Raw genomic sequence first — 22,703 nt, 5'->3', positions numbered from 1 at the left:
GCGCGGGTAGAATCTACGCATGATTGACGCACGTGTGAGCATTGCAGATCCGGGATCGACCCCGGATGCCGGTGGTACCTCGGTCCTCGACCGTGAACTCGAAGAACTCCTCAACAACGAGGGAGTCGAGCCCGGCGACCATGAACGCTTCTCCCACTACGTGAAGAAGGACAAGATCATGGAGTCCGCGCTGAGCGGGAAGCCGGTTCGTGCGCTCTGCGGCAAGAAGTGGACGCCGGGCCGTGATCCGGAGAAGTTCCCGGTGTGCCCGAGCTGCAAAGCCATCTACGAGAAGATGAAGGCCGAATAGGCGGTCAGCTCGAGAAGGTCGTCGGAAGTGTTGGATCCCCGCGACCGAGCCGCGCGGCATCCGCCGGCAGTTCCTTGAGGATCGTGGCTCGGTGCTCGCGGGCGCGCCTGGTTCCTTCGGCGCCGATGAATTGTTCGTCGATCGCGCCCGAGTCGACGAGCTGAACCAACAACGGCCGTTCAGAGCGTGAACCGGAGTCGTCGTCTTCGGGACCGTCACCGACGTAGATCAGTTCCTCGACGGCGATCTGAGCGGAGTTGAGCCGGCGTACCGGGTATTTGCGGCCACCGACGCTGATCTTGTCCGGCGACTTCTTGGCCACCGAGATCCACTCGCCGTCGAGGCCGCGTCGCGCCACGAGCTTGTAGACCATCCCGGCGGCGGGGGACCCCGAACCGGTGACGACGGATGTCCCGACACCGTAGGAATCGACGGGGGAAGCAGCGAGCGCGGCGATCGCATGTTCGTCCAGGTCGTTGGTCACGGTGATCTTCGTGTCCATCGCACCGAGCGAGTCCAGCAGCTCACGCACCTCGACAACGAGGGTGGGGAGGTCGCCAGAGTCGAGCCGAACCGCACCGAGGCCGGTGCCGGCGACACGAACAGCGGTGCGGACGCCCTCTTCGACGTCGTACGTGTCCACGAGGAGAGTGGTGGAGGCGCCGAGCGAGGCGACCTGCGCACGGAACGCTTCTTCTTCGCTGTCGTGCAGGAGAGTGAAGGCGTGAGCGGCGGTGCCCATCGTGGGGATGCCCCAGGTGCGGCCGGCTTCGAGGTTGCTCGTCGCATCGAATCCGGCGATGTACGCCGCACGGGCTGCGGCGACGGCGCTGTGCTCGTGGGCGCGGCGGGAACCCATCTCGGCGAGGGGACGCCCGCGCGCGGCGGTCACCATTCGAGTCGCCGCGTTGGCCACGGCGCTGTCGTAATTGAGCACGCTGAGCACGAGGGTTTCCAGCATCACGCCTTCGGCGAATCCGGACTCCACGACGAGGAGCGGTGAGTTCGGAAAATAGGCTTCGCCCTCGCGATATCCCCAGATGTCGCCCGAGAAGCGGTAGTTCGCCAGCCAGTCGAGCGTCCGCGCCGTGACGACGTCGTTCTCTCGCAACCATTCGAGCTCGGGCTCGTCGAACCGGAAGTCCCGGATCAGTTCGAGAAGCCTCCCGGTACCCGCCACCACGCCGTAGCGTCGGGCCCCCGGCAGCCGGCGGGCGAAGACCTCGAACATGCACTCCGTGTCGGCTGTGCCGTGTTCGATGGCCGCGTCGACCATTGTCAGTTCGTAGCGATCGGTGTGCAGTGCGGTCGAGGCCCGCGGATGCGACGTTGGGTTCACCCCGTCAGCATAGCGACGAGGGCGGGGCGGTAGGCTGGGGGAGTGAATGACGCGCCAATCGGAATCTTCGACTCGGGCGTCGGCGGGCTCACGGTGGCTCGTGCCATCCAGGATCAGCTCCCCAACGAGGAGATCCTGTACATCGGCGACACCGCCCATTCGCCCTATGGCCCCAGGCCCATCGCCGACGTCCGCCGTTTCGCCCTCGAGGTGCTCGACGATCTTGTCGCCCAAGGCGTGAAGATGATCGTGATCGCGTGCAATACGGCATCCGCCGCGATGCTGCGCGACGCTCGCGAGCGTTATACGGTGCCGGTGATCGAGGTGATCCAGCCTGCTGTGCGCACCGCCGTCTCGAGCACGAGGAACGCACGCGTCGGGGTGATCGGGACCGAGGGAACGATCAACTCCCGCGCGTACGAGGACGCTTTCGCCGCTGCTCCTGACCTCGAATTGTTCACCGAAGCCTGCCCCCGCTTCGTCGAGTTCGTCGAGAAAGGGATCACGACCGGCCCCGATGTCCTCGCGACCGCTCAGCTGTACCTGCAGCCACTGAAGGACGCCGGAGTCGACACCGTCGTGCTTGGGTGCACCCACTACCCGTTCCTCAAGGGAGCGATCTCGTACGTCATGGGTCCCAACGTGACCCTGGTGTCGAGTGACACCGAGACCGCGAACGACGTGTATCGCGAACTCGTCTCGAGGGGGCTCGAACGCACGAGCGATGTGCCGCCGTCGCACCACTACGAGGCAACCGGCGCAAGTGAGAACGAGTTCCTCGATCTCGCTCACCGGCTCATCGGCCGCGAGATCTCGCACGTCGACCTCGTACAGACCGGTGTGATCGATCTCGCGGCCATCCGCGCGCACGCCGATTTCCGAAGCATCTAGCTTTCGACACCCGCGCCGACGGCGCCCATCAGGGAGAACCACATGACCGACATCACCCGCAAAGACGGCCGTACCCCGAGCGAATTGCGCGAGGTGACGATCGAACGCGGCTGGAGCGCCCAGGCGGAGGGCTCCGCGCTCATCTCGTTCGGCAACACCAAGGTGCTGTGCACCGCATCGTTCACCAACGGTGTGCCACGCTGGCTGGCCGGCAAGGGTAAAGGCTGGGTCACGGCCGAATACTCGATGCTTCCCCGGTCGACGAACAGCCGGATGGACCGGGAGTCGGTCAAGGGCCGGATCGGCGGACGCACTCACGAGATCTCACGCCTGATCGGGCGGAGCCTCCGAGCCGTCATCGACACCAAAGCCCTCGGCGAGAACACCATCGTCATCGACTGCGACGTACTCCAGGCCGACGGTGGAACGCGGACAGCCGCCATCACCGGAGCGTATGTCGCGCTCGCGGATGCCATCGAGTGGGCTCGCGAAAAGAAATTCATCGGTCAGAAGGCCGTCCCGCTGATCGACAGCGTCGCAGCCGTCTCGGTGGGCATCATCGACGGCGCTCCGATGCTTGACCTCGCCTACGTCGAGGACGTGCGTGCTGAAACCGACATGAACGTCGTTGTGACTGGTCGCGGTCTCTTCGTCGAGGTGCAGGGCACCGCTGAAGGCGCCCCGTTCGACCGCAGCGAGCTCGACTCACTGCTCGACCTCGCACTCGGGGGAGCTGTGGATCTTACCAAGCTGCAGGTCGCCGCACTGGGGCGCGATTCGGCATGACCATCGAGGTCGTGCTCGCCACCCACAACCAGCACAAGGTTGGTGAGTTCCAGCGAATTCTCGGTGCCGCCATGCCCGAGCTCATCGTGGTCGCGTACGACGGGCCTGAGCCGGTGGAGGACGGCATCAGCTTCGCTGACAACGCCCTCATCAAGGCCAGGACGGCGGCCGCTCATACCGGGCGGATCGCTCTGGCCGACGACAGCGGGATCTCTGTGGACCTTCTCGGTGGCGCGCCGGGCATCTTCTCCGCGCGCTGGGCAGGTCCGAAGGCCGGAGACCGGGCGAACCTCGAGCTGCTGCTCGCCCAGCTCGCCGACATCGCTCCCGAACATCGAGCGGCGAGCTTCCGGTGCACGATCGCACTCGTCGTCCCGGAGGGCTTGCCTCACGCGGGATTCGAGCACGTGTCGGAGGGGATCTGGCGTGGGCGCCTCGCGACGGCGCCGAGCGGGGAGAACGGCTTCGGCTACGACCCGATCTTCGTGCCGGAGGGCTACGACGTCTCAGCAGCCGAGCTGCCTCCGGAGACGAAGAACGAGATCAGCCACCGCGCTCGAGCGTTCGGCGATCTGATCCCGACGCTGCGCACATTGGTCTGATCGCGAGTTGCCCGATATCGCGGGTGTTACAGCATCCGCACCCGCCAAGCCGGGCAACTGGAATGTGCGTGGTCGGAATACCTTCGGCTCGCCACGCGCTGCACCCGGTATGACGCGCATCGGTTTTCTCTCCTTCGGCCACTGGCAGCCCGTTCCCGGATCGCAGGTGCGAACCGCTCGTGACGCGCTGCTGCAGTCGATCGACCTCGCTGTTGCCGCGGAAGAGGTGGGTGTCGACGGCGCGTACTTCCGGGTGCACCACTTCGCTCGGCAACTGGCTTCACCGTTCCCCCTGCTCGCCGCGGTGGCGGCTCGGACCAGCACCATCGACATCGGCACCGGCGTGATCGACATGCGCTACGAAAACCCGCTGTACATGGCCGAGGAGGCCGCGGCATCCGACCTCATCAGCGGCGGACGACTCCAGCTCGGCATCAGCAGGGGATCACCCGAGACGGCGCTTCGCGGGGCGGAGTCGTTCGGCTTCGTACCCCGCGACGGCGAGACGGATGCCGACCTGGCGCGCAGGCACACCGCCCTGTTCCGCGCCGCGATCGCGGGTGACGCGGTCGCAACCTCTGATCCGAAGATGACCGGTTTCTCCCAACCCCTCGCTGTGGAGCCGCGCTCGCCGGGACTGGACGAACGAATCTGGTGGGGAGCAGGGTCACGCCGAACGGCCGTGTGGGCTGCTGAGGAAGGTATGAATCTGATGAGCTCCACTCTGCTCACGGAAGACACGGGTGTGCCGTTCGATCAGCTTCAGGCGGAACAGATCCGGATGTATCGGGACGCCTGGCAGGCGGCCGGTCACGCGAGGGAACCACGGGTCTCGGTGAGCCGCAGCATCATCCCGCTCATCGACGACGAGACTCGGCACTATTTCGGTATCCGGGCGCAGGCCGAGGCGAAAGACCAGGTCGGGATCCTCGACGGCGGACTCGCGCGCTTCGGGCGGAGCTATGTCGGGGAACCGGACCAGATCGCGGCGGAACTGGCGCAGGACGAAGCCGTCGCAGCCGCCGACACCCTCCTGGTGACGGTACCCAACCAGCTCGGCGTCGAGTTCAACACCCGGATCCTCGAGTCGATCGTCCGGGATGTGAGTCCGGCTCTCCGGTAGTCGGCGGAGGAGTGAGAATGGCCATCATTCCTATCTGAGCCCTCAACTGGCCGGAACGAGCCGCCGGGCTTAGCGTGGAAGAACCATGTCACACGATCACGCCCAGCACACCACCGACCGACGCAAGCTCGGCGTCGTCATCGCCATCGTCGCCGTCGTCCTCGTCGCCGAGGTGATCGGCGGCATCCTCACCGGGTCGCTCGCGTTGCTGGCTGACGCCGGGCACATGTTCAGCGACCTCACCGGTCTCATCATCGCGCTCGTCGCGCTCGGCATCGCGTCTCGCCCAGCCACACAGCGGCACACCTACGGCTATCGCCGGGTCGAGGTGCTCGCGGCGTTGCTCAACGGCCTCATCCTGCTCGGGGTCGCCGTTGCGGTCGGCATCAGCGGCGTCTCCCGCCTGCTCGATCCGTCGCAGATCGAGGTACTCGGCGTACCGATGCTTCTCGTCGCCGTCGTCGGCCTCGTCGCAAACGTCGTGTCGATGATCATCCTCCGGGCGTCGGCAAAGACGTCGGTCAACATGCGCGGCGCCTATTTCGAGGTACTCGGTGACCTGTTCGGTTCGATCGGGGTCATCGTCGCCGCGCTCGTCATCCTCGCCACCGGTTTCGTCCAGGCGGATGCCATCGCCTCGCTGGTCATCGCCGCCGGAATTCTTCCGCGCGCGTGGGTCCTGCTCCGCGATGTCTGGCGAGTGCTCAACCAGTCAACGCCGGTCGAGACGGACGTCGACCTGATCCGGCGCCACATCCGCGACGCCCCGGGAGTGCTGGACGTGCACGACGTGCACGTCTGGTCGATCACGAGCGGGCAGCACGTGTTCACCGCCCATGTTGTCGTCGAAGCCGATGTTTTCGCCGAAGGGCGGACCGGCCCCATGCTGGACACGCTGTCGGAATGTCTCGCCGACCACTTCGACGTCGACCACTCGACGTTCCAGCTCGAGCCGGCGCAGCACGCCGGGCACGAGCACCAGCAGCACTCGTAGACCGGGGTGGTTTAGAGTTCAGGCTTCTTCTCGAAGGTCTCGGCGTCGAGCACCATCTGGCGGGCTTCATCAGAGTCGGTGATGACGTCTTCGCCGGCGGCAGCTGCCCGCCTGGCCTTGCGGCTTGACTGGATGTAGTGCCAGATCGTCGGGATGAGGGTCACAACGACGGCGCCGATGAGGATGACGTCGATGTACTCCTGCACGAAAGTCGCGACCGGCGGGATGTAGCCGAGGAAATACCCGAAGTAGGTGAGGCCAACGCCCCAGATGATCGCACCGACGAGGTTATAGAAGGTGTACTTCCTGTAGTCCATGTGGCCCACGCCCGCCGCGACGGGTGCGAACGTCCTGACGATGGGCACGAAGCGAGCCAGAATGACGGCGAGGCCACCGAAACGGGTGAAGAACGCGTTGGTGCGTTCAACATTCTTGATGCTGAAAACCCCGGATTCCTTGCGTTCGAATACCCGGGGGCCCGCTTTATGGCCGATCAGATAACCGACCTCGCCTCCGACGAACGCGGAGAGCCCGATCGCCAGGGCCACCCACCAGATGTCGAGGTCGAGGCCGCCACCGCCCGCCGTGTGCATGCCATGAAAGGTCAGGAGGCCGGTGATGACGAGAAGGGTGTCGCCGGGCAGGAGAAAACCGACGAGAAGGCCGGTCTCGGCGAAGACGATGAAGCACACGACGACGAGGGCCCAGGGGCCGGCGGCGCTGATGATGCTCTCGGGGTCGAGCCAGGGGATGAGTCCTGTCGAAATCATGGGCAGCCGCTACTCCGTCGGTCGTCACTCGGTGTGGCCGGATCGCCACCAGTCGTGCGGAAGGTGGGACTTGAACCCACACGCTCGAAAGCACAGGAACCTAAATCCTGCGTGTCTGCCAATTTCACCACTCCCGCGAACGATAACCAGTTTAGGGGCACCACTCCCAGCAACTTGTGACCCAAAACTGGGGATCATCCCGTCCTGTGGATAACCAGAACGGGCCGCGGATCGTTTCGGCAGACTTTTCCCATGACGTCGGCCGCCGAGATCATCACCAACCGCGTCCGCGATCGGGTGCGGCGCGATGGTGTCGACCTCGCGGGAGGGAAGGGCCTGGCCGAGCACTACGTGCAGGAGGAAGTGCGGCGGTACAGCGAGAAAGCCCTCGGCAGCGCTCTGCCGCTGCTCAACGATGAGGCGGGAACCGAACGCGAGGTGGTGGCATCCCTCACCGGGTTCGGCCCGTTGCAGCCGTATCTCGATGACCCCGAGGTCGAAGAGATTTGGATCAACGGACCCACCCGCGTCTTCGTCGCACGGAACGGCATCCCCGAGCTCACGAACACCGTCCTGACCGAAAGCGGCGTGCGCGACCTCGTCGAGCGAATGCTGCAGACCACCGGCAGACGGGTGGACCTCAGCTCACCGTTCGTCGACGCGTCGTTGCCCGACGGGTCCCGATTGCACGTCGTCATCCCGGATGTCACCCGACGCCACATGGCGGTCAACATCCGCAAGTTCAGCAGGAGGGTGCGCGACCTCGCCAGCCTCGTCGAAGGCGGTTCGCTGAGCGTGCAGTCTGCCGAGTTCCTGCGATGCTGTGTCCTCGCCGGGCAGAACATTCTCATCTCCGGCGCCACACAGGCCGGCAAGACGACGCTGCTGGGGGCACTGCTCTCGAGCGTGCGCTCCACCGAACGCATCGTCACGGTGGAGGAGACGTTTGAGCTCGACCTCACCGCTCCCGACGTCGTTGCGATGCAGTGTCGGCAACCAAGTCTGGAGGGCACCGGTGAGATCACCCTTCGACGGCTGATCAAGGAGGCATTGCGGATGCGGCCAGACCGGCTCATCGTCGGGGAGGTTCGCGAGGCGGAGAGCCTCGACCTGCTGATCGCGCTCAATAGCGGCATCCCGGGAATGTGCTCCATCCACGCCAACTCCGCCCGTGATGCACTCGTCAAGCTGTGCACCCTTCCACTCCTCGCCGGCCGCAACATCGACTCGTCCTTCGTGCAACCAACCGTCGCGGCATGCATCGACATCGTCGTGCACTGCGAGATGGACCGAGCAGGCTCCAGACGTGTCACCCAGATCCTCGCGCTCAGCGGGACGCTGAACGGTTCGGTGATCGAGGCGAGTGAGCTGTTCTCGATGCGCAACGGTCTGCTCGAAGCGACCGGCAGCCACCCGACAAGGCTCGTCAAGTTCGAGAACGCCGGCCTCAACCCAGCCGTCATTCTCCGGAGAGCGCGATGATCACCCTCACCCTGGGCGGTCTGCTGGCTGCAGGCGCTTTGCTCGTCGTCTCGCCGTGGCTGTTCCCCCGGAGGAGCAGGGACGCCGTTCGCGTGCGTCCGCGGAGGGACAGGTTCCAGGCTGCGCTCGCGCTCGCCGGCCTCGGACGCGTCCCGCCAGCGGTGTTCGTCGCGCTATCTCTGGTTCTGGGATTACTCACGGGAGCGCTGGCGCAGGCGATTCTCGGCGTCGGCGCCCTGTCGCTCTGCGCGTCAGTGGTGGGCGGCGCCGCCCCCGCACTTCTCGTTGCCTGGCGTGCACGGACGAGGAGATCGGCGAACCGGGCACTGTGGCCGGACGTCGTCGATCACCTCGTGGGAGCCGTGCGGTCTGGCCTCGCCCTTCCGGACGCGGTGGTGAGCCTGGCGTCGAATGGACCCGAAGCGCTCCGCTCCGACTTCCGCGCTTTCGAGGCCGACTATGGCCGGACCGGGTCGTTCGGTGGGTGCCTCGATCGCTTGAAAGAGTCTCTCGCCGACCCGGTTCCCGACCGGATCCTCGAAACTCTCCGGATGGCACGTGATGTCGGCGGAACGGATCTCACGGTCGTGCTGCGGAGCCTCGCTGCCTACCTGAGGGAGGACCTTGCGATCCGCGCCGAGGTCGAGGCACGTCAATCGTGGATCAGGAATGCTGCGAAGCTCGGCGTCGCAGCGCCGTGGTGCATTCTGCTCCTGCTGGCGACCCGACCCGAGGCAGCCATCGCGTACAACTCGTCCGGCGGCGCGGTCCTCATCGCTGGAGGGGCAGCGGTCTCCGTCGTCGCGTATCGTGTGATGCTTTCTGTCGGCCGGCTGCCTCAGGAGAGGCGGTGGTTCCAGTGAGCGCAACCGTCGCATGGGGGATCGTCTTCGGGGTGCTTCTCGGAGTCGGCGTCTGGTCTGTGGTCGCCGTCCTGCCGAGGATGGGCGGTCCCACCCTTGCCGATCGGGTCGCTCCTTACATCGTCGATGTCTCGGAAGCGGCGCGGCTGTTCACCATCAAGAAGATGGTGGACCCCCTTCCGATCCTCGGCACGCTGCTGGCACCGACCGCGCACCGAGTGGTTGAACTGCTGGCGCGCTTTCTTGGCGGCAACGCGGTGATCGAGCACCGGCTCGCGCAAGCCGGAAGCGCCGCGAACGTCCACCGGTTCCGGGGAGAGCAACTCGCCTGTGCGCTCGGAGGAGCGGCGGCTGGAGTTTTCGTGTCCACGCTGGGAGCAGTGAACGGCACGCTCCCGGGTGGTGTGATCGCGACCGCTCCCTTTCTGGGCGCATTGGCGGGAGCTGTCGCACGCGACAGCATGGTGAAACGCGCTGCCAAAGCACGGCTGAGCCGGATTGCCGCGGAGCTGCCCACCGTTCTCGAGTTCCTGAGCCTGAGCTTGTCTGCCGGTGAAGGCATCCTCGATTCCCTTCGCCGCGTCGGACGGGTCGGATCCGGCGAGCTGAGCGGTGAGTTCCGTGAGGTCGTCGGGGCGGTGAACACCGGCATCCCCGTCGCAACAGCGCTCGACGAACTAGCGAGGAGGGTCGATCTCCCTGCGCTGACCCGCTGCATCGAGCAACTCTCGGCCGCCCTTGAACGTGGCTCCCCACTGGCGGAAGTTCTGCGTGCGCAGGCTCAGGACGCTCGTGACGAAGCAAAAAGGAGTCTGCTCGAGGTCGCCGGCAAGAAAGAAGTCGCCATGCTCGTGCCGCTCGTCTTCCTCATCCTCCCGCTATCCATCCTCTTCGCGATCTATCCCGGCGTATTCGTCCTGCAGTCCGGATTCTGACCACTATCCCTCCACGATAAGAAGGAGCATCCCATGAACAGCCTCACTACCTGGCGTCGGTACCTGACCACCCGTGTGAGCGAAGACGACGGAGACGTGCCTGGCTGGGTGCTGATCACTTTGATGACAGCGGGTCTTGTCGTGCTGATCTGGAGTCTCGCCGGTCCGGCTCTCAGTCAGATCTTCGAGCAGGCCATCGCGAGGGTGTCGGGGATGTGACGGATGTTCCGGGAGCGTTGGGAGCGCGACGACGGGTCCGCCGTCGTCGAATTCACCTTCGTCGCCGTGCTCCTCACCGCGCTCACACTCTCGGTGCTCCAACTGGGACTGGCCCTACACATCCGGAACACCATCATCGACGCAGCAGCGGAGGGTGCCCGGTTCGCGGCCCTCGCCGACAACGAACCTGCTGACGGGGTAGCGAGAACGAAAGAACTCATCACGACCGCGATCGGACCGGATTATGCGGGTGACGTGACGGCGCGATCCGGGACATTCCTCGGCCATCCGAGCATCGACATCCGTGTCGTGACCAAACTCCCGGTGCTGGGTCTGATCGGCGTCGAGAACGGTCTGGAGGTGAGCGGGCATGCCGCGGTTGAAACGCTCGAGGACTGAACCACTCCGGCTCGTTCAACGGTATGCCCGCGACGACGCGGGGTCTGCCGCCCTCGAGTTCGTGACCGCGGGTCTCATCCTCCTCGTTCCCCTCGTATATCTTGTCGTCACGCTCGCCGCCGTTCAGGGCGGTGCCCTCGCCGTCGAGGGAGCGGCGAGGCAGGCAGCACGGGTTTTCGTCCAGGCGCAGGACCCTGGGCAAGCGGAGGAACGCGCCGCGCGAGCGATCGAGTTCGGGCTGTCCGATTACGGGATTCCCGCGGACTCCGCGTCCGTTTCCGTGTCGTGCAGCGAACCGGCACGCGCGTGTCCCGCGCGCAACGCGGTCGTCACCATCACCGTGAGAGTCGAAGTCCCTCTGCCGCTCGTGCCGGACGTCCTCAATCTGGACCGGGCGGCAACCATCCCCGTTGAGGCAACGGCACGCCAGCAGGTTTCCCGGTTCTGGGCTGAGCCATGAGACGGATGCTGCTGCGCGCGCGTGACGAGGAGGGGTCGACCCTGCTGCTCGCGATCTTCTACGGCGCACTGTCGCTCTCGCTGATCCTCGTGGTCACGGCGGCCACCTCGCTCTACCTCGAGCGGAAACGGCTCTACAGTCTCGCCGACGCTGCAGCGCTCGTGGGCGCTGAAGCGTTCGAGCTGTCGTCGGTCGATCTGGATGCCGGAGAGCCGACGCTCACCCTCCGGTCACCCGCGGTACGGGCATCAGTCACGGAGTTTCTCGAGGAGAATCCGGCCGGAAGCTTCGATGCGCTCAGGCTCGAGGACGCCGCCTCGCCCGATGGTAAGAGTGCGTCAGTCACCGTGTCATCCGCGTGGCGACCTCCCGTCCTTGCACTCTTCGTTCCCGGCGGGATTCGGCTCGAAGTGACGGCGGTCGCGCGCTCCGTATTCCAGTGATTGCCGAGCGGTGCGGTGCGTCGCTAGGCTCCGGCTACGTGGCGTGGAGCGACAGAGCGGGGGCGAGGTGGGAGGGGAGAAGCTACCGAGGGAGCCGGGAGCGAGCGAGATCCGGATCGGGGTGCGCTGCGCCACCGAGCCAGTGGACGACGTTCCGCTCGCCAGCATCCTGAACGACGCGCTCCCCGGATGGACGGCGGCCCCGCTCTTCGCGGACGCGGACGGGATGTGGCTCGTTACCGGTCCCGCCGAGGAGCGAGTGGGTACGCCGGAGTACGCACGCCGGGCTCACTCGCTCGCGCAGGACCTGATCGATTCCGGCCAGGTGGAGCACGCCGAGGCTGACGTTCCGTCGATCGTCTCGAGCTCCACTGTCGAGAATCCCGAACAGGTGTCTCTCGGGCTCTCGGATCACCCGCCGGGGAGTGAGCACGCGCGATGGGCGCGGGATGCGATCCGGTGCGACGCGGCCTGGGCGATCTCGCCGGCGCGAGGAGCAGGCATCCGGATCGCCCACCCGGACACCGGGTACACGCTCCACCCGAACCTCGGCGCCGATGCACTCGACCTCACGATCGACAGGGACTTCCTCGACGGAAATGACGATGCCCTCGACCCACTGCTCGATCCGGGCAGCCTTCCCCTGCCGTCGTCGTTCCCCGGGCACGGTACGTCGACCGCGAGCGTGATGGTCGGGCGGGGAAACGAAAGGGACGGGATCGTCGGGGTGGCACCCGGCGCGACGGTTGTGCCCCTCCGCGCGGTCGAGAGCGTTGTGCAATTCTTCGACAGTGATGTCGCTCGAGCGGTGGAACATGCTCGGATCTCGGGATGCCACGTGGCGTCGATCAGCGTCGGAGGTCTCGGATTCTTCGGGCTCCGCGCCGCCATCGACCGGGCAGTAGCCGCCGGCATGATCGTGGTCGCGGCCGCGGGCAACAACGTTCGCGTCGTCGTCGCACCCGCGTCCTATGCCAATTGCCTCGCCGCCGCCGCGACCGGGCCTGAGGATCTGACGTGGCCGTTGTCATCGCGGGGGCGGACGGTCGACGTCAGCGCGCCTGGGTGGGGCGTTCACGTCGCGGACTTCACGTGGGAGGACGATATCCCGACGCCGAGGGTGGCGCGATCCTCGGGATCGTCGTATGCCGCGACGCATCTCGCAGGGGTGGCGGCACTGTGGCTGGCGCACCACGGTGCGGACGCCCTGCGGGAACGCTACGGGGCTCGCGTGCAGGAGGTGTTCCTGTTCCTGCTGCGCGCCGCAGGCTCCCGCGTTCCGGAGGGGTGGGATGCCGACGCATACGGCGCGGGGATCGTCGACGCCGGGGCGCTGCTCGCTGCGCCACTGCCGGCGGAGACGGAACTCGACGGGAACACACAGCGTGGAGTGTCGCCGGTGACGCGGCTCAGCGCCATGGTCGATGCGGACCCGAGCGAGCTGGCGCGGGGCCTCACACGGCGACTGACGATCCCCGAGGCTGAGGTCGACACGGTGGTCGGACGCTTCGAGCGAGAGCTCGCCTTCCACCTCGCCGACTCTCCGGCGTTCACCGGCGAACTTCTCGCCCGCGAGCGCGTGGACGGTTCCGCTACACAGGCGGCGTGGCCCGACATGCGCGCCTGTTCGCCGCAGTTCGCTTCGACCTTCGTGACCGGCTGTCAAGGGACTTGAGCCGCCTGACCGGCTGGTGTTGCGTAGGGAAACCAACTCAACTCCGGAGGTTTCCCATGACATTCGACCCGAAGTTCGCCATCGTCACCGGTTCAGATTCAGGGATCGGTCGAGCCACAGCAGTGGCGCTCGCCGAAGCCGGAATGGACATCGGCGTGACCTGGCACACCGACAAGGAGGGCGCCGAAAACACGGCGAAGGAGGTCAGGGCTCTCGGGCGGAACGCCGTCGTTGCGCAGCTCGACACGACAGACCTGAACGGTTGCGGCGACGCACTCGACGGCCTCGCGGACGAACTCGGTGGCCTCGATGTCTTTGTCAACAATGCCGGGACAGGAGACAACGTTCCCCTCGTCGAGATGACACTCGACCAGTGGCGTCACACCGTCGCCGCCGACCTCGACGGTGCGTTCGTCTGCATCCAGCGCGCGGCGAAGCGGATGATCGCGGCTGGCAATGGTGGCCGGATCATCGCCGTGACGAGCGTCCACGAACACCAGCCCCGCTACGGATCGAGCGCGTACGACGCCGCGAAGCACGGGCTCGGCGGGTTGATCAAGACCGTGGCTCTGGAACTCGGCGAACACCAGATCACGGCGAACTCGGTCGCTCCCGGCGAAATCGCCACTCCGATGACGGGTCAGACCGATGAGGACCCGCGCAGCGAGGAACGCCCAGGAGTTCCGCTGGGGCGGCCGGGAGACGCCCGCGAGGTCGCGGCCGTCATCGCGTTCCTCGCTTCACCGGCATCCGCATACGTCACCGGGGCGTCGTGGGCGGTCGACGGGGGCATGCTCCAGATGGGTCCGCAGGGCGGCTCCCACATCACGAGCAACGACTGGCGGGAAGGATGACCCCCGGCGGTAACGAGACCGACGACCCGACCCGGGTCCGAAATCAACCAGCGCTCACCACGTCGTCGGGTTCCATCTGGATCGTGCTTGGCGCCATCCTCACCGTCATCTGCGTCGGGGTGTTGCTCGCGCTGGTTCCGCTGAATCCGGCGGTCGCGTGGATCGGCCTCGTTCTCGTGGCGCTGCTCTTCGTGGCGCTCGTCGTTGCCCGGTTCACAACATCCGCCGGTCGTCGCAGATTGGTGGTCATGGCGAGCTGCTTCGCCGGCATCGCGGCAGTCACACTGATCTGCGTCGTCATCCTCAGCGGGACAGCCTGGGAATCGCTGCGCTAACGACCGGGACGAGCGGGAATGTACCGCGGGATCATGCGGGCGAGGTGAACGGCGCCGAGGATGCCGAATATCCCGACCGTTCCCGCCGCGAACGACACGGACACGAGTGCTGTGAGACCCGACACCACGAGTGGGGCAGTCGCTGAACCAGCGTCGGCGGTGAAGCGCCACGCGCCAAGAAAAGGTGCCGGGCGGCCGGGGGGAGCGAGGTCGGCGCCGAGGGTCATGAGGATTCCGCTTCCGAGCCCGTTCGCGACCGAGAGCACCCCGGCGGCGACGATGAACCACACCACAGCATTCGGGATGTCGTGCGTGAAGGCGAGGAGCAGCATCCCGAGACCGAGTCCGAGCGTGGACGGTACAGCGCTCCAGCTCCGGCCGAACCGGTCCATCACCTGACCGCTCACATAGAACAACGCGAAGTCGAGGGCGCCCGCGAGGCCGATGATGAGGGCAGTGTTCGCTTCGCTCACGCCCAGGCTCACCGCCCAGAGCGGCAAAATCAACGTTCTCGCAGCGCGCATCCCACCGATCAGTGCCGCACCGGACCCCATCCGGGCCAGCACGCCGCGGAAGGACCACAGGGTGCGGAACAAACCATGGGACGTGTCGGCCGGCTGTTCGGCTTTCGCGCCGCGACGGGATCGATCGACACGGCCGAACAGCGACTCAGGATCCGGCATGAGCAGAAGAATCAGCACCGCTGCCAGGCAGGTCGCCGCCATGATCCAGAAGGCGCCCTGGGCTCCGCCGGTGACGTGGATCACAGGGACGGAGATCAGTGGGCCGATGAACAGGCCGGCACGGAACACCCCGCCGAGAGTGGAGAGCGCCCGTGCCCGGTATCGAATGGGCACGTAACTCGTCATGAAAGCGTGGCGCGCGAGGGCGAAGACCGCCGTCGCGAGCCCGAGGACGAAAACGGATGCTCCGAGCACCCACGGGTTCGGGGCGAGAACGGCGCCAAGCGCGGCGAGGATGGAGAGGAAGGCGGCCCCGATCATCGCGGTGCGTTCGCCGATGCGGCTCACGAGCCAGCCGCTCGGGATGTCACCGGCGAGCTCTCCGATCATGAGCATGCCCGCGATCACCCCTGCGATCGCGAGGCTGGCACCGAGGTTCGTCGCCGCGATCGGGATGAGCGGGATGAGCGCGCCTTCGCCGATGGAGAACAACAGTGTCGGAACGAAGACGACGATGGCAACGGAGCGGATGCTGAAGTCCTGTTTGCCGTCTGCCATGGTGGCTTCGAGTCTATTGCGACCCGCGGGCGTGACGCGCCGGACGGTAAGCTGGTGAAGACATGTTAGATCTAGACCTGAACGACCAGATCGCAGCCATCCGCACGACTTTCGCTGACATCCGCGAAGTGGTCGGTATCGACCGGCTGCGTGCAGAGATCGCTGACCTCAGCGAGCAGGCGGGAGTGCCGGACCTCTGGGACGACACCGACAAGGCGCAGAAGATCACGAGCGACCTGAGCCACCGTCAATCGGAACTCGCCCGGATCACCGCGATCGAGAACCAGCTCGACGACCTCGAGGTTCTCGTCGGTCTCGCGATTGCCGAGGGTGACGAGGAGTCCGCTGCCGAGGCCCGCTCTGAGCTGATCGACTTGCAAAAGCAGATCGGCGATCTGGAGGTACAGACCCTCCTCAACGGTGAGTACGACCCGATGGCTGCCGTCGTCACCATTCGTGCGGGAGCGGGAGGGGTCGACGCCGCCGACTTCGCCGACATGCTCTTCCGGATGTACCTGCGGTGGGCTGAGCAGCACAAGTACAAGGCGAAGGTTCTGGACACGAGCTACGCCGAAGAGGCCGGGATCAAATCGGCGACGTTCGAAATCGACGCGCCATACGCCTTCGGAACCCTCAGCGTCGAGGCCGGAACTCACCGGCTGGTGCGGATGAGCCCGTTCAACTCGGCGGGCAAACGGCAGACGAGCTTCGCGGCCGTCGAGGTGGTTCCGCTCATGCCCGAGACCGAAGAGGTCGACATTCCCGACAACGACATCCGGGTCGACGTGTTCCGTTCGTCTGGCCCCGGTGGACAGTCCGTCAACACGACCGACTCCGCGGTGCGCATCACCCACCTTCCGACAGGCATCGTCGTCAGCTGCCAGAACGAGAAGAGCCAGATCCAGAACCGCGCCGCCGCCATGCGCGTTCTGAAGTCGAGGCTCCTCCTCGTCCAGCGCGAGCAGGAGAACGCGAAGAAGAAGGAACTCGCCGGGAACATCACCGCAAGCTGGGGTGACCAGATGCGGTCTTACGTTCTCGCTCCGTACCAGATGGTGAAAGATCTGCGCACGGAACACGAGGTCAACAACCCGCAGAACGTCTTCGACGGCGACATCGACGGGTTCATCGCCGCTGGTATTCGCTGGCGGAAACAGCCCACCGACGACTGAGGCCGGCCCAACCTTGCGGGCGTAGGCGTGTCACGGCCAGAACACAGCCGCTGCTGCCTAGGCTCGAACCGTCATGATTCGGTTTGAGAACGTCACGAAAAAATACTCCGGCACCAAGCGCCCGGCGATCAACGAAATGAACCTGGAGGTAGCCAGGGGAGAGTTCGTCTTTCTCGTCGGCGCGTCGGGCTCAGGAAAATCGACCTGCCTCCGGTTGATCCTCAAAGAGGAGAAGCCGTCGAAGGGATCGATCTTCGTGCTCGGAAACGACCTCGGGTCGATCTCCAGCCGAAAGATCCCCTATTTCCGGCGGAATCTGGGGGTCGTGTTCCAGGACTTCCGTCTCCTCCCGAACAAGACGGTGTTCGAAAATGTGGCGTTCACGCTCCAGGTGATCGGAAAATCACGGGGCTACGTTCAGGAAGCCGTTCCAGACGTGCTGAAAATGGTGGGGCTCGAGAACAAGGCCGACCGGCTGCCTCACGAACTCTCCGGTGGAGAACAGCAACGCGTCGCCATCGCACGCGCCGTCGTCAACAAACCCCAGATCCTTCTCGCCGATGAGCCGACGGGAAACCTCGATCCGGCGACCAGCGCCGGGATCATGCAAATTCTCGAACGCATCAACGCCGGAGGAACGACAGTTCTCATGGCCACCCACGAAGCCGGCATCGTCGACAAGATGCAGCGCCGGGTGATCGAACTCGTCGACGGCATCATTGTGCGCGATGAACTCGAGGGAGGCTACGGCACGACGGGAATCGTCCCGGAACTGAAACCGGCGGTCGCCAAAGGCCAGTCCGCGAAGACGGCGCGCGAAGAAGTTGCCGAAGCAGCGGCGCAGGCGGATGCCGAGACGCAGGCTCACCAGGTTCTCATCGCCAATCCAGCCCCGCGACCTGAACCCGCTCCGACGTCGCGCAGGACGCTTCCGGTTCCAACCGGCGAAGTCGAACCTCTCCCAACGGGGGCAACGGGCGCCATCTCTCTCCCGTCGTCCGGTGAACTCGGCGACGTCACCGACCACCTGTCGCTCGCCGAACGCCTGGGCCTGCGGGCCGCCGACGACCAACCGGATACCGACGACGAGCAGAGTGTGGGGCCGGTTCGATGAGATTGTCACTGATCTGGCAGGAAGCGACCACCGGACTTCGCCGCAACGTCTCGATGGTGATCTCGGTCATCCTCGTCACCTTCATTTCGCTGACCTTCGTCGGCACTGCCGTCCTGCTGCAGATGCAGATCGGGGAGATGAAGAACTACTGGTACGACCGCGCGCAGGTAGCCGTCTACCTCTGTACGGCAGACTCTCCGACCGAGACGTGCACTGCGGGAGCGGCAACCGACGATCAAAAAGCGAGCATCACCAGCCAGCTGGAGGGCGAAACCCTCGCCCCGTTCATCGACGAGTTCTACTTCGAGGACCACCAGCTCGCGTACGAGAATTTCCAGAAGCAGTTCGAGGGCAACGAACTCGCCAGCCTCGTCGTGCCCGAGCAGCTCAACGAGACCTACTGGGTCAACCTCGTCGACCCATCACAATCCGAGGTTCTCGTCGAAGCGTTCTCCGCGACGCCTGGAGTGGAAGAGGTGACGGATCAGCGCCAATACCTCGATGCCATCTTCCAGGTGCTGAGTGTCGCGAGCTACACCGCCATCGGTATCGCCGGGCTCATGCTCGTGGCTGCCGTCCTCCTCATCGCGACGACCATTCGTCTGTCGGCGTATTCGAGGCGCAAGGAGATCGGGATCATGCGACTGGTTGGAGCATCGAACCGGTTCATCCAGACCCCGTTCATCCTCGAAGGTGTCTTCTCGGCGGTGATCGGCTCCATCCTGGCGGGAGCCGCAGTGATCGGCATCGTTCACTACTTCATCACCGGATACCTCGCCCCGCGGATGCCGTTCGTCAACTTCGTCAACATCTCCGACGCGTTCGTCGTGGTGCCTGTTCTCATCCTCGTCGGCATGGTTCTCGCTGCCTTCTCGGCGAACTTCGCGATCAAGCGCTACCTGAAGATCTAGGACAGCCGCGCGCGCGGCATCCGTGTTGTTAGACTGATGGGATGCCGTGCCGCCGGTGCGGCATCCAACACCAGCGGCACAGGGCCGCGAAATCGAGAGTCGGAGCGAAACCGTGCCCAGGGAACGTGGCGAGAACGTCGTAGCGACCAACCGTAAAGCGCGCCACGACTACCTCATTGAAGACACCTACGAAGCGGGACTCGTCCTGAGCGGGTCGGAGGTCAAGTCACTGCGTGCCGGGCGTGCATCGCTCGTCGACGGGTACGCGTACATCGAGAGCGGCGAAGCCTGGCTCGATGCTGTGCACATCCCCGAATACACCGGCGCCACGTGGAACAACCACCCGCCGAGGCGCAAGCGTAAACTCCTCCTGCACAAAGCGCAGATTCTCAAGATCAGTCACAAGGTCGCCCCCGGGGGCTACACGATCATCCCCCTGAAGCTGTACTTCAGCGATGGCAAGGCCAAGGTCGAGATCGCCATCGCAAAGGGTAAAAAAGAGTACGACAAGCGGCAGACCCTGCGCGAGCGAGAAGCGACCCGTGAGGCGGCCCGTGCGGTTTCAGCGAGGAACCACCTCGGCGAGTAGTCGGTGCGATACCCGCCGTCAGGCCGGTGAAGCGGTGAAGCGCGCGTGCACTTCGACGGTGATCCGAACCGGTGACGGCGACAGATCCACGGGTGCAGCCCCCGCCATGGCGAACATCCGCGCACCGTCGTGTGTTGCGGGCGCGCTACTGAAGACCGATGGCTCGCTCAACTCAAGCGGTCGTGGTGCGGCGTGCCCGAGCGACGCTGCGTAAACAGATGCCTTCTCGAGCGCGTGCGCGACGGCATCCCTCTGGGCACGCGACTCGAGCTCGCTGCGCGTCAGATCCGTCACCGCCCACTCGATTCCTTCGATGGTCGTTCCCTCCCTGGCTGAACTTTCCTCCAGCCAGACACTCAACCGGGGCACGTCGTTGAACGTCACTGAAACGGATGCCCGGGAGTGGTAGACGAGCGGCAGCTGAGCCCCGTCGCTGTTCCAGGGCCGATCCGCCCAGATCTGAACGTCATTCGCGCTCCACTCGGTGACCGGCCCTTCTGCGGGATCGTGCAGCCCGGCGATCGAATCCACGCACAGCGCGAGGGCAGCGGCCGACCGGTTACGGACGTCGTTCCTGTTGTCGCCATCGAAGACGATGGACAGCGACACGGTCGCCTCTTCCGCCGGGGCCTCGGCATGGGCGAGTCCGCGGACGGAGATCACGACATCGCTTGCGGGGGAGTGTTCGGTCATGCTGAGACCTTAGAGGATGCGCGCCCTCGCCGGGGCCCCGCTCTGGTGGAACGGCCGGTGAGCACGTATACTGAAAAGCTGGGTCGTGAGGCCCGGATGCCGGTTCGCCGGTTTGGTAACTTCACAGTGTGACAGCAACCCACTCTCTTAAGGGTGTGCATGGGGATGATCGGTTTCGACACTGCCTGCGCAACTGTGAGAAGCGGGTCGAGGATCCAGGGTTATCTCGTTAACGATCTCTGGAAAACAATAAGTGCCAATTCAAAGCGCACTGACTTCGCCCTCGCTGCCTAAGCGAGCGCACTAAAGAAGTCCGTCAGGCCGGGAATGCTCTCTACCCGGACCCTGGCGCCATTTAGAGAGATTGCTTCTGCGTTGTGTCTGAGGGCGTAGAGGGACTTTAACTCGGGCTGGGCTTGTCGGAGTAGGTGCCAGTGGCAAATTCCGGAGCCGAGTAGAACGTCTGCACTGGCTACACCCGTAGAAGGCACATGACCACAGCAGTGGACCGGGGTTCAATTCCCCGCATCTCCACCATCGGTTGCTGTCACACCGTGACGTTCGCAAGGGAGGCCGCCCAGTGGGCGGCCTCCCTTGCATTTCTGGAGCTGAATCTCTTCATGGTTAGCTGGGGCGATGGCCGACCCGACGCGTCTCGAATTCACCCTGACCAAGCCACCCGTTGGCTGGTTCCCGAAGCCCACCGTTGTCTTCGGGGGTCGTGGACAGCCGGCGCAGTGGGGGACCGGTACGTGGCAGGTGCCATCGGGAGAGTCCACCGTCGTCTCCGTTTTCCTGTTCAACCGGTTGTGGAAATTCGGTTACGCGGAGATCACTCTCGAGCCGGGTTCACCCGTGGCGTTGCGCTATCGGGCGCCGTGGCTTCCGGTCGGTCCGGGCAAACTGGACACCGTTCCGCGCTGAACGATCGGATGCCGTGCCGTCAGTTCTCGATCGACACCACCCAGGCGCGGAACGACTCGGCGAACTGACGACGGATATCAGCGTCGTCGGCCCGCGATTCGCCATCACCCGGCTGAACACCATAGTCACCGAAGTCGGCGTGGTTCGCTCCCGCGAGGCGAACCCTGACGGTGCTTTCCGGAAGCGAGCTGGCGGCATCCGCTATCTTCTGCGGAGTGCTGAGGCCGTCATTGGCTGCCTCGAAGCTCAGGACGGGAACGCCGCTTGCCGAGAGATCAGTTGCGCAGTAACTCCCGAACAATGCGAGGCCCACGACCGAATTCTCGTTCGCATACTGGCAGGCCTTCACCCCGCCGAGGGAATGACCGCCGACGACCCACCGGGAGATCCCGGGAACGGAACCCGTGAAGTCGTCAAGTGGTCGCAGGTCGGCGAGCGCGAGGTTCAGTGTCGGCTTGGTGATCACGACGGTGTAGCCGTCCTCGACGATGGCTGAGAGCTTGTACATGTAGGCGTACGGGTCGACCTTCGCACCCGGCACGTAGACCAGGCCGATGCCCGAGCCGTCGTCCGCGGGTTCCAGAACGACGGCATTCCCGGTGTCCGAGACCGTGATGGCGTCGTTTCGCCACACTTCGAGGGCAACGTCCCGCTCTCCCTGCATCACCTGGTTGATCCAGACCGCTCCCACGATGACGACGAGGAGAACGATCGAGACCACCCAGAGGAAAGCTGTCCGGGTACGCCGGCCGCTGCCGCTCACCTGGATTCGGCTTCGGCGGCGGCCTTCTGGCGCTGACGCTCCGCTTCCATGACAGCTGCCTCTTCCGGCGTCGGCGCCGCACCACCCAGATGAGCGGGCTGCCACCACTTGCCGCGGCCATCCACCGGATAGGCGGCCTGCGCCGATTCGAGCAGAGATTCAAGAGTCTTCCGGAGGGCGATCGTGCTCTCCTTCGCGTCCGCCGTCGAGTCGACCAGGAAAGCGGAACCGACCGCGAAACTTACGGGCGTACGAAAGGCTTCACGGAGGGACGGCTTGCGGCCCTTCGTCAACAGACGATGGCCACCCCATACCGCGATCGGAATGACCGGGACGCCGGCTTCCGCCGCCATCCGCACAGTGCCTGTCTTCAACTCCCGTACGGTGAACGACCGGTTCACCCCTGCCTCGGGGAAGACGCCGAGCATCTCTCCCTTGCGCAGAGCGACGATCGCCTGGGAGAACGCTTCGGCGCCCGCCTTCATGTCGACCGAGATGTGACGCATTCCCCGCAGGAGCCAGCCGACGACGGGCTTGTCGAACGCACCCTTCTTCGCCATGAACCGGATGCGGCGGCGGTTGCGACCCCACACCATCCACTCGGTCAGCGCGAAGTCCATGTAACCGAAATGCGTGATAGCGAGAACGGCGCCTCCTGTCGCGGGGATGTTTTCCGCGCCGGTGACGATCTGCTTGATGCCGAGACCGCCGAACAAAGTGCGACCCGCTGCAATGGCGGTGCTGTACACGGGTTCACTGGGGCGTGTGCTCATACTGGAATGTTAGAGGGGCTCACTGTGAGGTACGAGCATATGT

27 protein-coding genes, 1 tRNA gene and 1 other RNA gene are annotated in these 22,703 nt (G+C 65.2%); 22 read left to right on the top strand and 7 right to left on the bottom strand.

Features of this window, described 5'->3' with window-relative positions:
• Nucleotides 1-19: 19 nt before the first annotated feature.
• Entirely contained in the window at nucleotides 20-310 is a 291-nt protein-coding gene (locus tag D9V29_RS09695) for a DUF3039 domain-containing protein (protein ID WP_121673121.1), read from the top strand.
• Between the two features lie 4 nt (nucleotides 311-314).
• On the opposite strand, the gene D9V29_RS09690 is transcribed toward D9V29_RS09695, so the two are convergent.
• Nucleotides 315-1,649, bottom strand: coding sequence for a nicotinate phosphoribosyltransferase (locus D9V29_RS09690; RefSeq protein ID WP_259462894.1), 1,335 nt, complete (start codon nucleotides 1,647-1,649; stop codon nucleotides 315-317).
• Nucleotides 1,650-1,691: 42 nt separating this feature from the next.
• On the opposite strand from D9V29_RS09690, the gene murI reads away from it, so the two are divergent.
• From murI to D9V29_RS09665, 5 genes are all read left to right on the top strand, one after another.
• Nucleotides 1,692-2,540 (top strand): glutamate racemase, encoded by an 849-nt coding sequence (murI, locus tag D9V29_RS09685; protein WP_121673194.1) that lies wholly within the window; start codon nucleotides 1,692-1,694, stop codon nucleotides 2,538-2,540.
• Nucleotides 2,541-2,582: 42 nt separating this feature from the next.
• Nucleotides 2,583-3,326, top strand: coding sequence for a ribonuclease PH (rph, locus tag D9V29_RS09680; protein WP_121673120.1), 744 nt, complete (start codon nucleotides 2,583-2,585; stop codon nucleotides 3,324-3,326).
• Nucleotides 3,323-3,928 (top strand): RdgB/HAM1 family non-canonical purine NTP pyrophosphatase, encoded by a 606-nt coding sequence (rdgB, locus tag D9V29_RS09675; RefSeq protein WP_121673119.1) that lies wholly within the window; start codon nucleotides 3,323-3,325, stop codon nucleotides 3,926-3,928. Before rph ends, rdgB begins: the two co-directional genes overlap by 4 nt.
• A 109-nt stretch (nucleotides 3,929-4,037) precedes the next feature.
• Entirely contained in the window at nucleotides 4,038-5,051 is a 1,014-nt protein-coding gene (locus D9V29_RS09670; protein ID WP_121673118.1) for an LLM class flavin-dependent oxidoreductase, read from the top strand.
• Between the two features lie 85 nt (nucleotides 5,052-5,136).
• Nucleotides 5,137-6,045 (top strand): cation diffusion facilitator family transporter, encoded by a 909-nt coding sequence (locus D9V29_RS09665; protein ID WP_121673117.1) that lies wholly within the window; start codon nucleotides 5,137-5,139, stop codon nucleotides 6,043-6,045.
• An 11-nt stretch (nucleotides 6,046-6,056) separates the two neighbouring features.
• Here the strand turns inward: D9V29_RS09665 and D9V29_RS09660 are convergent, their stop codons facing one another.
• On the bottom strand, nucleotides 6,057-6,815 hold the full coding sequence (locus D9V29_RS09660) for a DedA family protein (RefSeq protein WP_121673116.1): 759 nt from the start codon (nucleotides 6,813-6,815) through the stop codon (nucleotides 6,057-6,059).
• A 55-nt stretch (nucleotides 6,816-6,870) separates the two neighbouring features.
• A tRNA-Leu gene (locus tag D9V29_RS09655) sits at nucleotides 6,871-6,952 on the bottom strand.
• Between the two features lie 115 nt (nucleotides 6,953-7,067).
• Between D9V29_RS09655 and D9V29_RS09650 the strand changes: the two genes are divergently transcribed.
• From D9V29_RS09650 to D9V29_RS09605, 10 genes are read left to right on the top strand one after another with little or no spacing between them, the layout of a single operon-like run.
• The gene (locus D9V29_RS09650; RefSeq protein ID WP_121673115.1) at nucleotides 7,068-8,297 is read left to right on the top strand and encodes a TadA family conjugal transfer-associated ATPase; all 1,230 of its coding nucleotides are present in this window, start codon (nucleotides 7,068-7,070) and stop codon (nucleotides 8,295-8,297) included.
• A complete protein-coding gene (locus D9V29_RS09645) occupies nucleotides 8,294-9,160 on the top strand; it encodes a type II secretion system F family protein (RefSeq protein WP_308428571.1) in 867 nt (288 codons plus the stop codon). The genes D9V29_RS09650 and D9V29_RS09645 overlap by 4 nt, the downstream gene beginning before the upstream one ends.
• A complete protein-coding gene (locus tag D9V29_RS09640) occupies nucleotides 9,157-10,095 on the top strand; it encodes a type II secretion system F family protein (protein ID WP_121673114.1) in 939 nt (312 codons plus the stop codon). Before D9V29_RS09645 ends, D9V29_RS09640 begins: the two co-directional genes overlap by 4 nt.
• Nucleotides 10,096-10,128: 33 nt before the next feature.
• The gene (locus tag D9V29_RS09635; RefSeq protein WP_121673113.1) at nucleotides 10,129-10,314 is read left to right on the top strand and encodes a hypothetical protein; all 186 of its coding nucleotides are present in this window, start codon (nucleotides 10,129-10,131) and stop codon (nucleotides 10,312-10,314) included.
• A 3-nt stretch (nucleotides 10,315-10,317) separates the two neighbouring features.
• Entirely contained in the window at nucleotides 10,318-10,713 is a 396-nt protein-coding gene (locus D9V29_RS09630) for a TadE family protein (RefSeq protein WP_121673112.1), read from the top strand.
• Nucleotides 10,685-11,173, top strand: coding sequence for a TadE family protein (locus tag D9V29_RS09625; RefSeq protein ID WP_121673111.1), 489 nt, complete (start codon nucleotides 10,685-10,687; stop codon nucleotides 11,171-11,173). The genes D9V29_RS09630 and D9V29_RS09625 overlap by 29 nt, the downstream gene beginning before the upstream one ends.
• Nucleotides 11,170-11,616 (top strand): pilus assembly protein TadG-related protein, encoded by a 447-nt coding sequence (locus D9V29_RS09620; protein WP_121673110.1) that lies wholly within the window; start codon nucleotides 11,170-11,172, stop codon nucleotides 11,614-11,616. The genes D9V29_RS09625 and D9V29_RS09620 overlap by 4 nt, the downstream gene beginning before the upstream one ends.
• A gap of 43 nt (nucleotides 11,617-11,659) precedes the next feature.
• Nucleotides 11,660-13,291: a S8 family peptidase gene (locus D9V29_RS09615; protein ID WP_147436252.1), complete on the top strand. Its 1,632-nt coding sequence runs from the start codon at nucleotides 11,660-11,662 to the stop codon at nucleotides 13,289-13,291.
• Nucleotides 13,292-13,347: 56 nt separating this feature from the next.
• Nucleotides 13,348-14,145, top strand: a complete 798-nt coding sequence (locus D9V29_RS09610) for an SDR family oxidoreductase (protein ID WP_121673108.1) — start codon at nucleotides 13,348-13,350, stop codon at nucleotides 14,143-14,145.
• Entirely contained in the window at nucleotides 14,142-14,480 is a 339-nt protein-coding gene (locus D9V29_RS09605) for a hypothetical protein (RefSeq protein ID WP_121673107.1), read from the top strand. Before D9V29_RS09610 ends, D9V29_RS09605 begins: the two co-directional genes overlap by 4 nt.
• Here D9V29_RS09605 and D9V29_RS09600 read toward each other — a convergent pair.
• The gene (locus tag D9V29_RS09600; protein WP_121673106.1) at nucleotides 14,477-15,721 is read right to left on the bottom strand and encodes an MFS transporter; all 1,245 of its coding nucleotides are present in this window, start codon (nucleotides 15,719-15,721) and stop codon (nucleotides 14,477-14,479) included. The two genes, D9V29_RS09605 and D9V29_RS09600, sit on opposite strands and share 4 nt — an antisense overlap.
• A gap of 62 nt (nucleotides 15,722-15,783) precedes the next feature.
• Between D9V29_RS09600 and prfB the strand changes: the two genes are divergently transcribed.
• The 4 genes from prfB to smpB all read left to right on the top strand — a co-directional run bounded on the left by prfB (nucleotide 15,784) and on the right by smpB (nucleotide 19,507).
• Entirely contained in the window at nucleotides 15,784-16,893 is a 1,110-nt protein-coding gene (gene prfB / locus D9V29_RS09595; RefSeq protein ID WP_121673105.1) for a peptide chain release factor 2, read from the top strand.
• 73 nt (nucleotides 16,894-16,966) lie between these two features.
• Nucleotides 16,967-18,007 carry a cell division ATP-binding protein FtsE gene (gene ftsE / locus D9V29_RS09590; protein ID WP_121673104.1) on the top strand — a complete coding sequence of 347 codons (1,041 nt, stop codon included), beginning with the start codon at nucleotides 16,967-16,969 and terminating at the stop codon, nucleotides 18,005-18,007.
• Nucleotides 18,004-18,918, top strand: coding sequence for a permease-like cell division protein FtsX (gene ftsX / locus D9V29_RS09585; RefSeq protein ID WP_121673103.1), 915 nt, complete (start codon nucleotides 18,004-18,006; stop codon nucleotides 18,916-18,918). The genes ftsE and ftsX overlap by 4 nt, the downstream gene beginning before the upstream one ends.
• 112 nt (nucleotides 18,919-19,030) lie before the next feature.
• On the top strand, nucleotides 19,031-19,507 hold the full coding sequence (gene smpB, locus D9V29_RS09580) for an SsrA-binding protein SmpB (RefSeq protein WP_121673102.1): 477 nt from the start codon (nucleotides 19,031-19,033) through the stop codon (nucleotides 19,505-19,507).
• 18 nt (nucleotides 19,508-19,525) lie between these two features.
• On the opposite strand, the gene D9V29_RS09575 is transcribed toward smpB, so the two are convergent.
• Nucleotides 19,526-20,200 (bottom strand): SIMPL domain-containing protein, encoded by a 675-nt coding sequence (locus D9V29_RS09575; RefSeq protein ID WP_121673101.1) that lies wholly within the window; start codon nucleotides 20,198-20,200, stop codon nucleotides 19,526-19,528.
• Nucleotides 20,201-20,361: 161 nt separating this feature from the next.
• Between D9V29_RS09575 and ssrA the strand changes: the two genes are divergently transcribed.
• Both ssrA and D9V29_RS09565 read left to right on the top strand, forming a co-directional pair.
• Nucleotides 20,362-20,737, top strand: a transfer-messenger RNA (tmRNA) gene (gene ssrA / locus D9V29_RS09570).
• Nucleotides 20,738-20,836: 99 nt separating this feature from the next.
• Entirely contained in the window at nucleotides 20,837-21,124 is a 288-nt protein-coding gene (locus D9V29_RS09565; protein WP_121673100.1) for a hypothetical protein, read from the top strand.
• Nucleotides 21,125-21,143: 19 nt separating this feature from the next.
• Here the strand turns inward: D9V29_RS09565 and D9V29_RS09560 are convergent, their stop codons facing one another.
• Both D9V29_RS09560 and D9V29_RS09555 read right to left on the bottom strand, forming a co-directional pair.
• Nucleotides 21,144-21,887 (bottom strand): alpha/beta hydrolase, encoded by a 744-nt coding sequence (locus tag D9V29_RS09560; protein ID WP_229790508.1) that lies wholly within the window; start codon nucleotides 21,885-21,887, stop codon nucleotides 21,144-21,146.
• Nucleotides 21,884-22,660, bottom strand: a complete 777-nt coding sequence (locus D9V29_RS09555) for a lysophospholipid acyltransferase family protein (protein WP_121673099.1) — start codon at nucleotides 22,658-22,660, stop codon at nucleotides 21,884-21,886. Before D9V29_RS09555 ends, D9V29_RS09560 begins: the two co-directional genes overlap by 4 nt.
• Nucleotides 22,661-22,703 lie beyond the last annotated feature (43 nt).

It is taken from the genome of Mycetocola manganoxydans, from assembly GCF_003667545.1.
In the GTDB taxonomy this organism is placed as follows: domain Bacteria; phylum Actinomycetota; class Actinomycetes; order Actinomycetales; family Microbacteriaceae; genus Mycetocola_A; species Mycetocola_A manganoxydans.
The sequence above is the reverse complement of the archived record's forward strand: the minus strand, read 5'-3'. Positions and strand labels throughout refer to the sequence as shown.

What these genes read in the sequence shown, in the direction of transcription:
- D9V29_RS09665 (WP_121673117.1), top strand. Translation starts at nt 5,137, where the DNA reads ATGTCACACGATCACGCCCAGCACACCACCGACCGACGCAAGCTCGGC.
- rdgB (WP_121673119.1), top strand. Translation starts at nt 3,323, where the DNA reads ATGACCATCGAGGTCGTGCTCGCCACCCACAACCAGCACAAGGTTGGT.
- D9V29_RS09625 (WP_121673111.1), top strand. Translation starts at nt 10,685, where the DNA reads ATGCCGCGGTTGAAACGCTCGAGGACTGAACCACTCCGGCTCGTTCAA.
- D9V29_RS09650 (WP_121673115.1), top strand. Translation starts at nt 7,068, where the DNA reads ATGACGTCGGCCGCCGAGATCATCACCAACCGCGTCCGCGATCGGGTG.
- D9V29_RS09670 (WP_121673118.1), top strand. Translation starts at nt 4,038, where the DNA reads ATGACGCGCATCGGTTTTCTCTCCTTCGGCCACTGGCAGCCCGTTCCC.
- D9V29_RS09630 (WP_121673112.1), top strand. Translation starts at nt 10,318, where the DNA reads ATGTTCCGGGAGCGTTGGGAGCGCGACGACGGGTCCGCCGTCGTCGAA.
- ftsX (WP_121673103.1), top strand. Translation starts at nt 18,004, where the DNA reads ATGAGATTGTCACTGATCTGGCAGGAAGCGACCACCGGACTTCGCCGC.
- D9V29_RS09565 (WP_121673100.1), top strand. Translation starts at nt 20,837, where the DNA reads ATGGCCGACCCGACGCGTCTCGAATTCACCCTGACCAAGCCACCCGTT.
- D9V29_RS09605 (WP_121673107.1), top strand. Translation starts at nt 14,142, where the DNA reads ATGACCCCCGGCGGTAACGAGACCGACGACCCGACCCGGGTCCGAAAT.
- D9V29_RS09645 (WP_308428571.1), top strand. Translation starts at nt 8,294, where the DNA reads ATGATCACCCTCACCCTGGGCGGTCTGCTGGCTGCAGGCGCTTTGCTC.
- D9V29_RS09660 (WP_121673116.1), bottom strand. Translation starts at nt 6,815, where the DNA reads ATGATTTCGACAGGACTCATCCCCTGGCTCGACCCCGAGAGCATCATC.
- D9V29_RS09620 (WP_121673110.1), top strand. Translation starts at nt 11,170, where the DNA reads ATGAGACGGATGCTGCTGCGCGCGCGTGACGAGGAGGGGTCGACCCTG.
- D9V29_RS09600 (WP_121673106.1), bottom strand. Translation starts at nt 15,721, where the DNA reads ATGGCAGACGGCAAACAGGACTTCAGCATCCGCTCCGTTGCCATCGTC.
- D9V29_RS09555 (WP_121673099.1), bottom strand. Translation starts at nt 22,660, where the DNA reads ATGAGCACACGCCCCAGTGAACCCGTGTACAGCACCGCCATTGCAGCG.
- D9V29_RS09575 (WP_121673101.1), bottom strand. Translation starts at nt 20,200, where the DNA reads ATGACCGAACACTCCCCCGCAAGCGATGTCGTGATCTCCGTCCGCGGA.
- prfB (WP_121673105.1), top strand. Translation starts at nt 15,784, where the DNA reads ATGTTAGATCTAGACCTGAACGACCAGATCGCAGCCATCCGCACGACT.
- ftsE (WP_121673104.1), top strand. Translation starts at nt 16,967, where the DNA reads ATGATTCGGTTTGAGAACGTCACGAAAAAATACTCCGGCACCAAGCGC.
- D9V29_RS09635 (WP_121673113.1), top strand. Translation starts at nt 10,129, where the DNA reads ATGAACAGCCTCACTACCTGGCGTCGGTACCTGACCACCCGTGTGAGC.
- rph (WP_121673120.1), top strand. Translation starts at nt 2,583, where the DNA reads ATGACCGACATCACCCGCAAAGACGGCCGTACCCCGAGCGAATTGCGC.
- D9V29_RS09610 (WP_121673108.1), top strand. Translation starts at nt 13,348, where the DNA reads ATGACATTCGACCCGAAGTTCGCCATCGTCACCGGTTCAGATTCAGGG.
- D9V29_RS09695 (WP_121673121.1), top strand. Translation starts at nt 20, where the DNA reads ATGATTGACGCACGTGTGAGCATTGCAGATCCGGGATCGACCCCGGAT.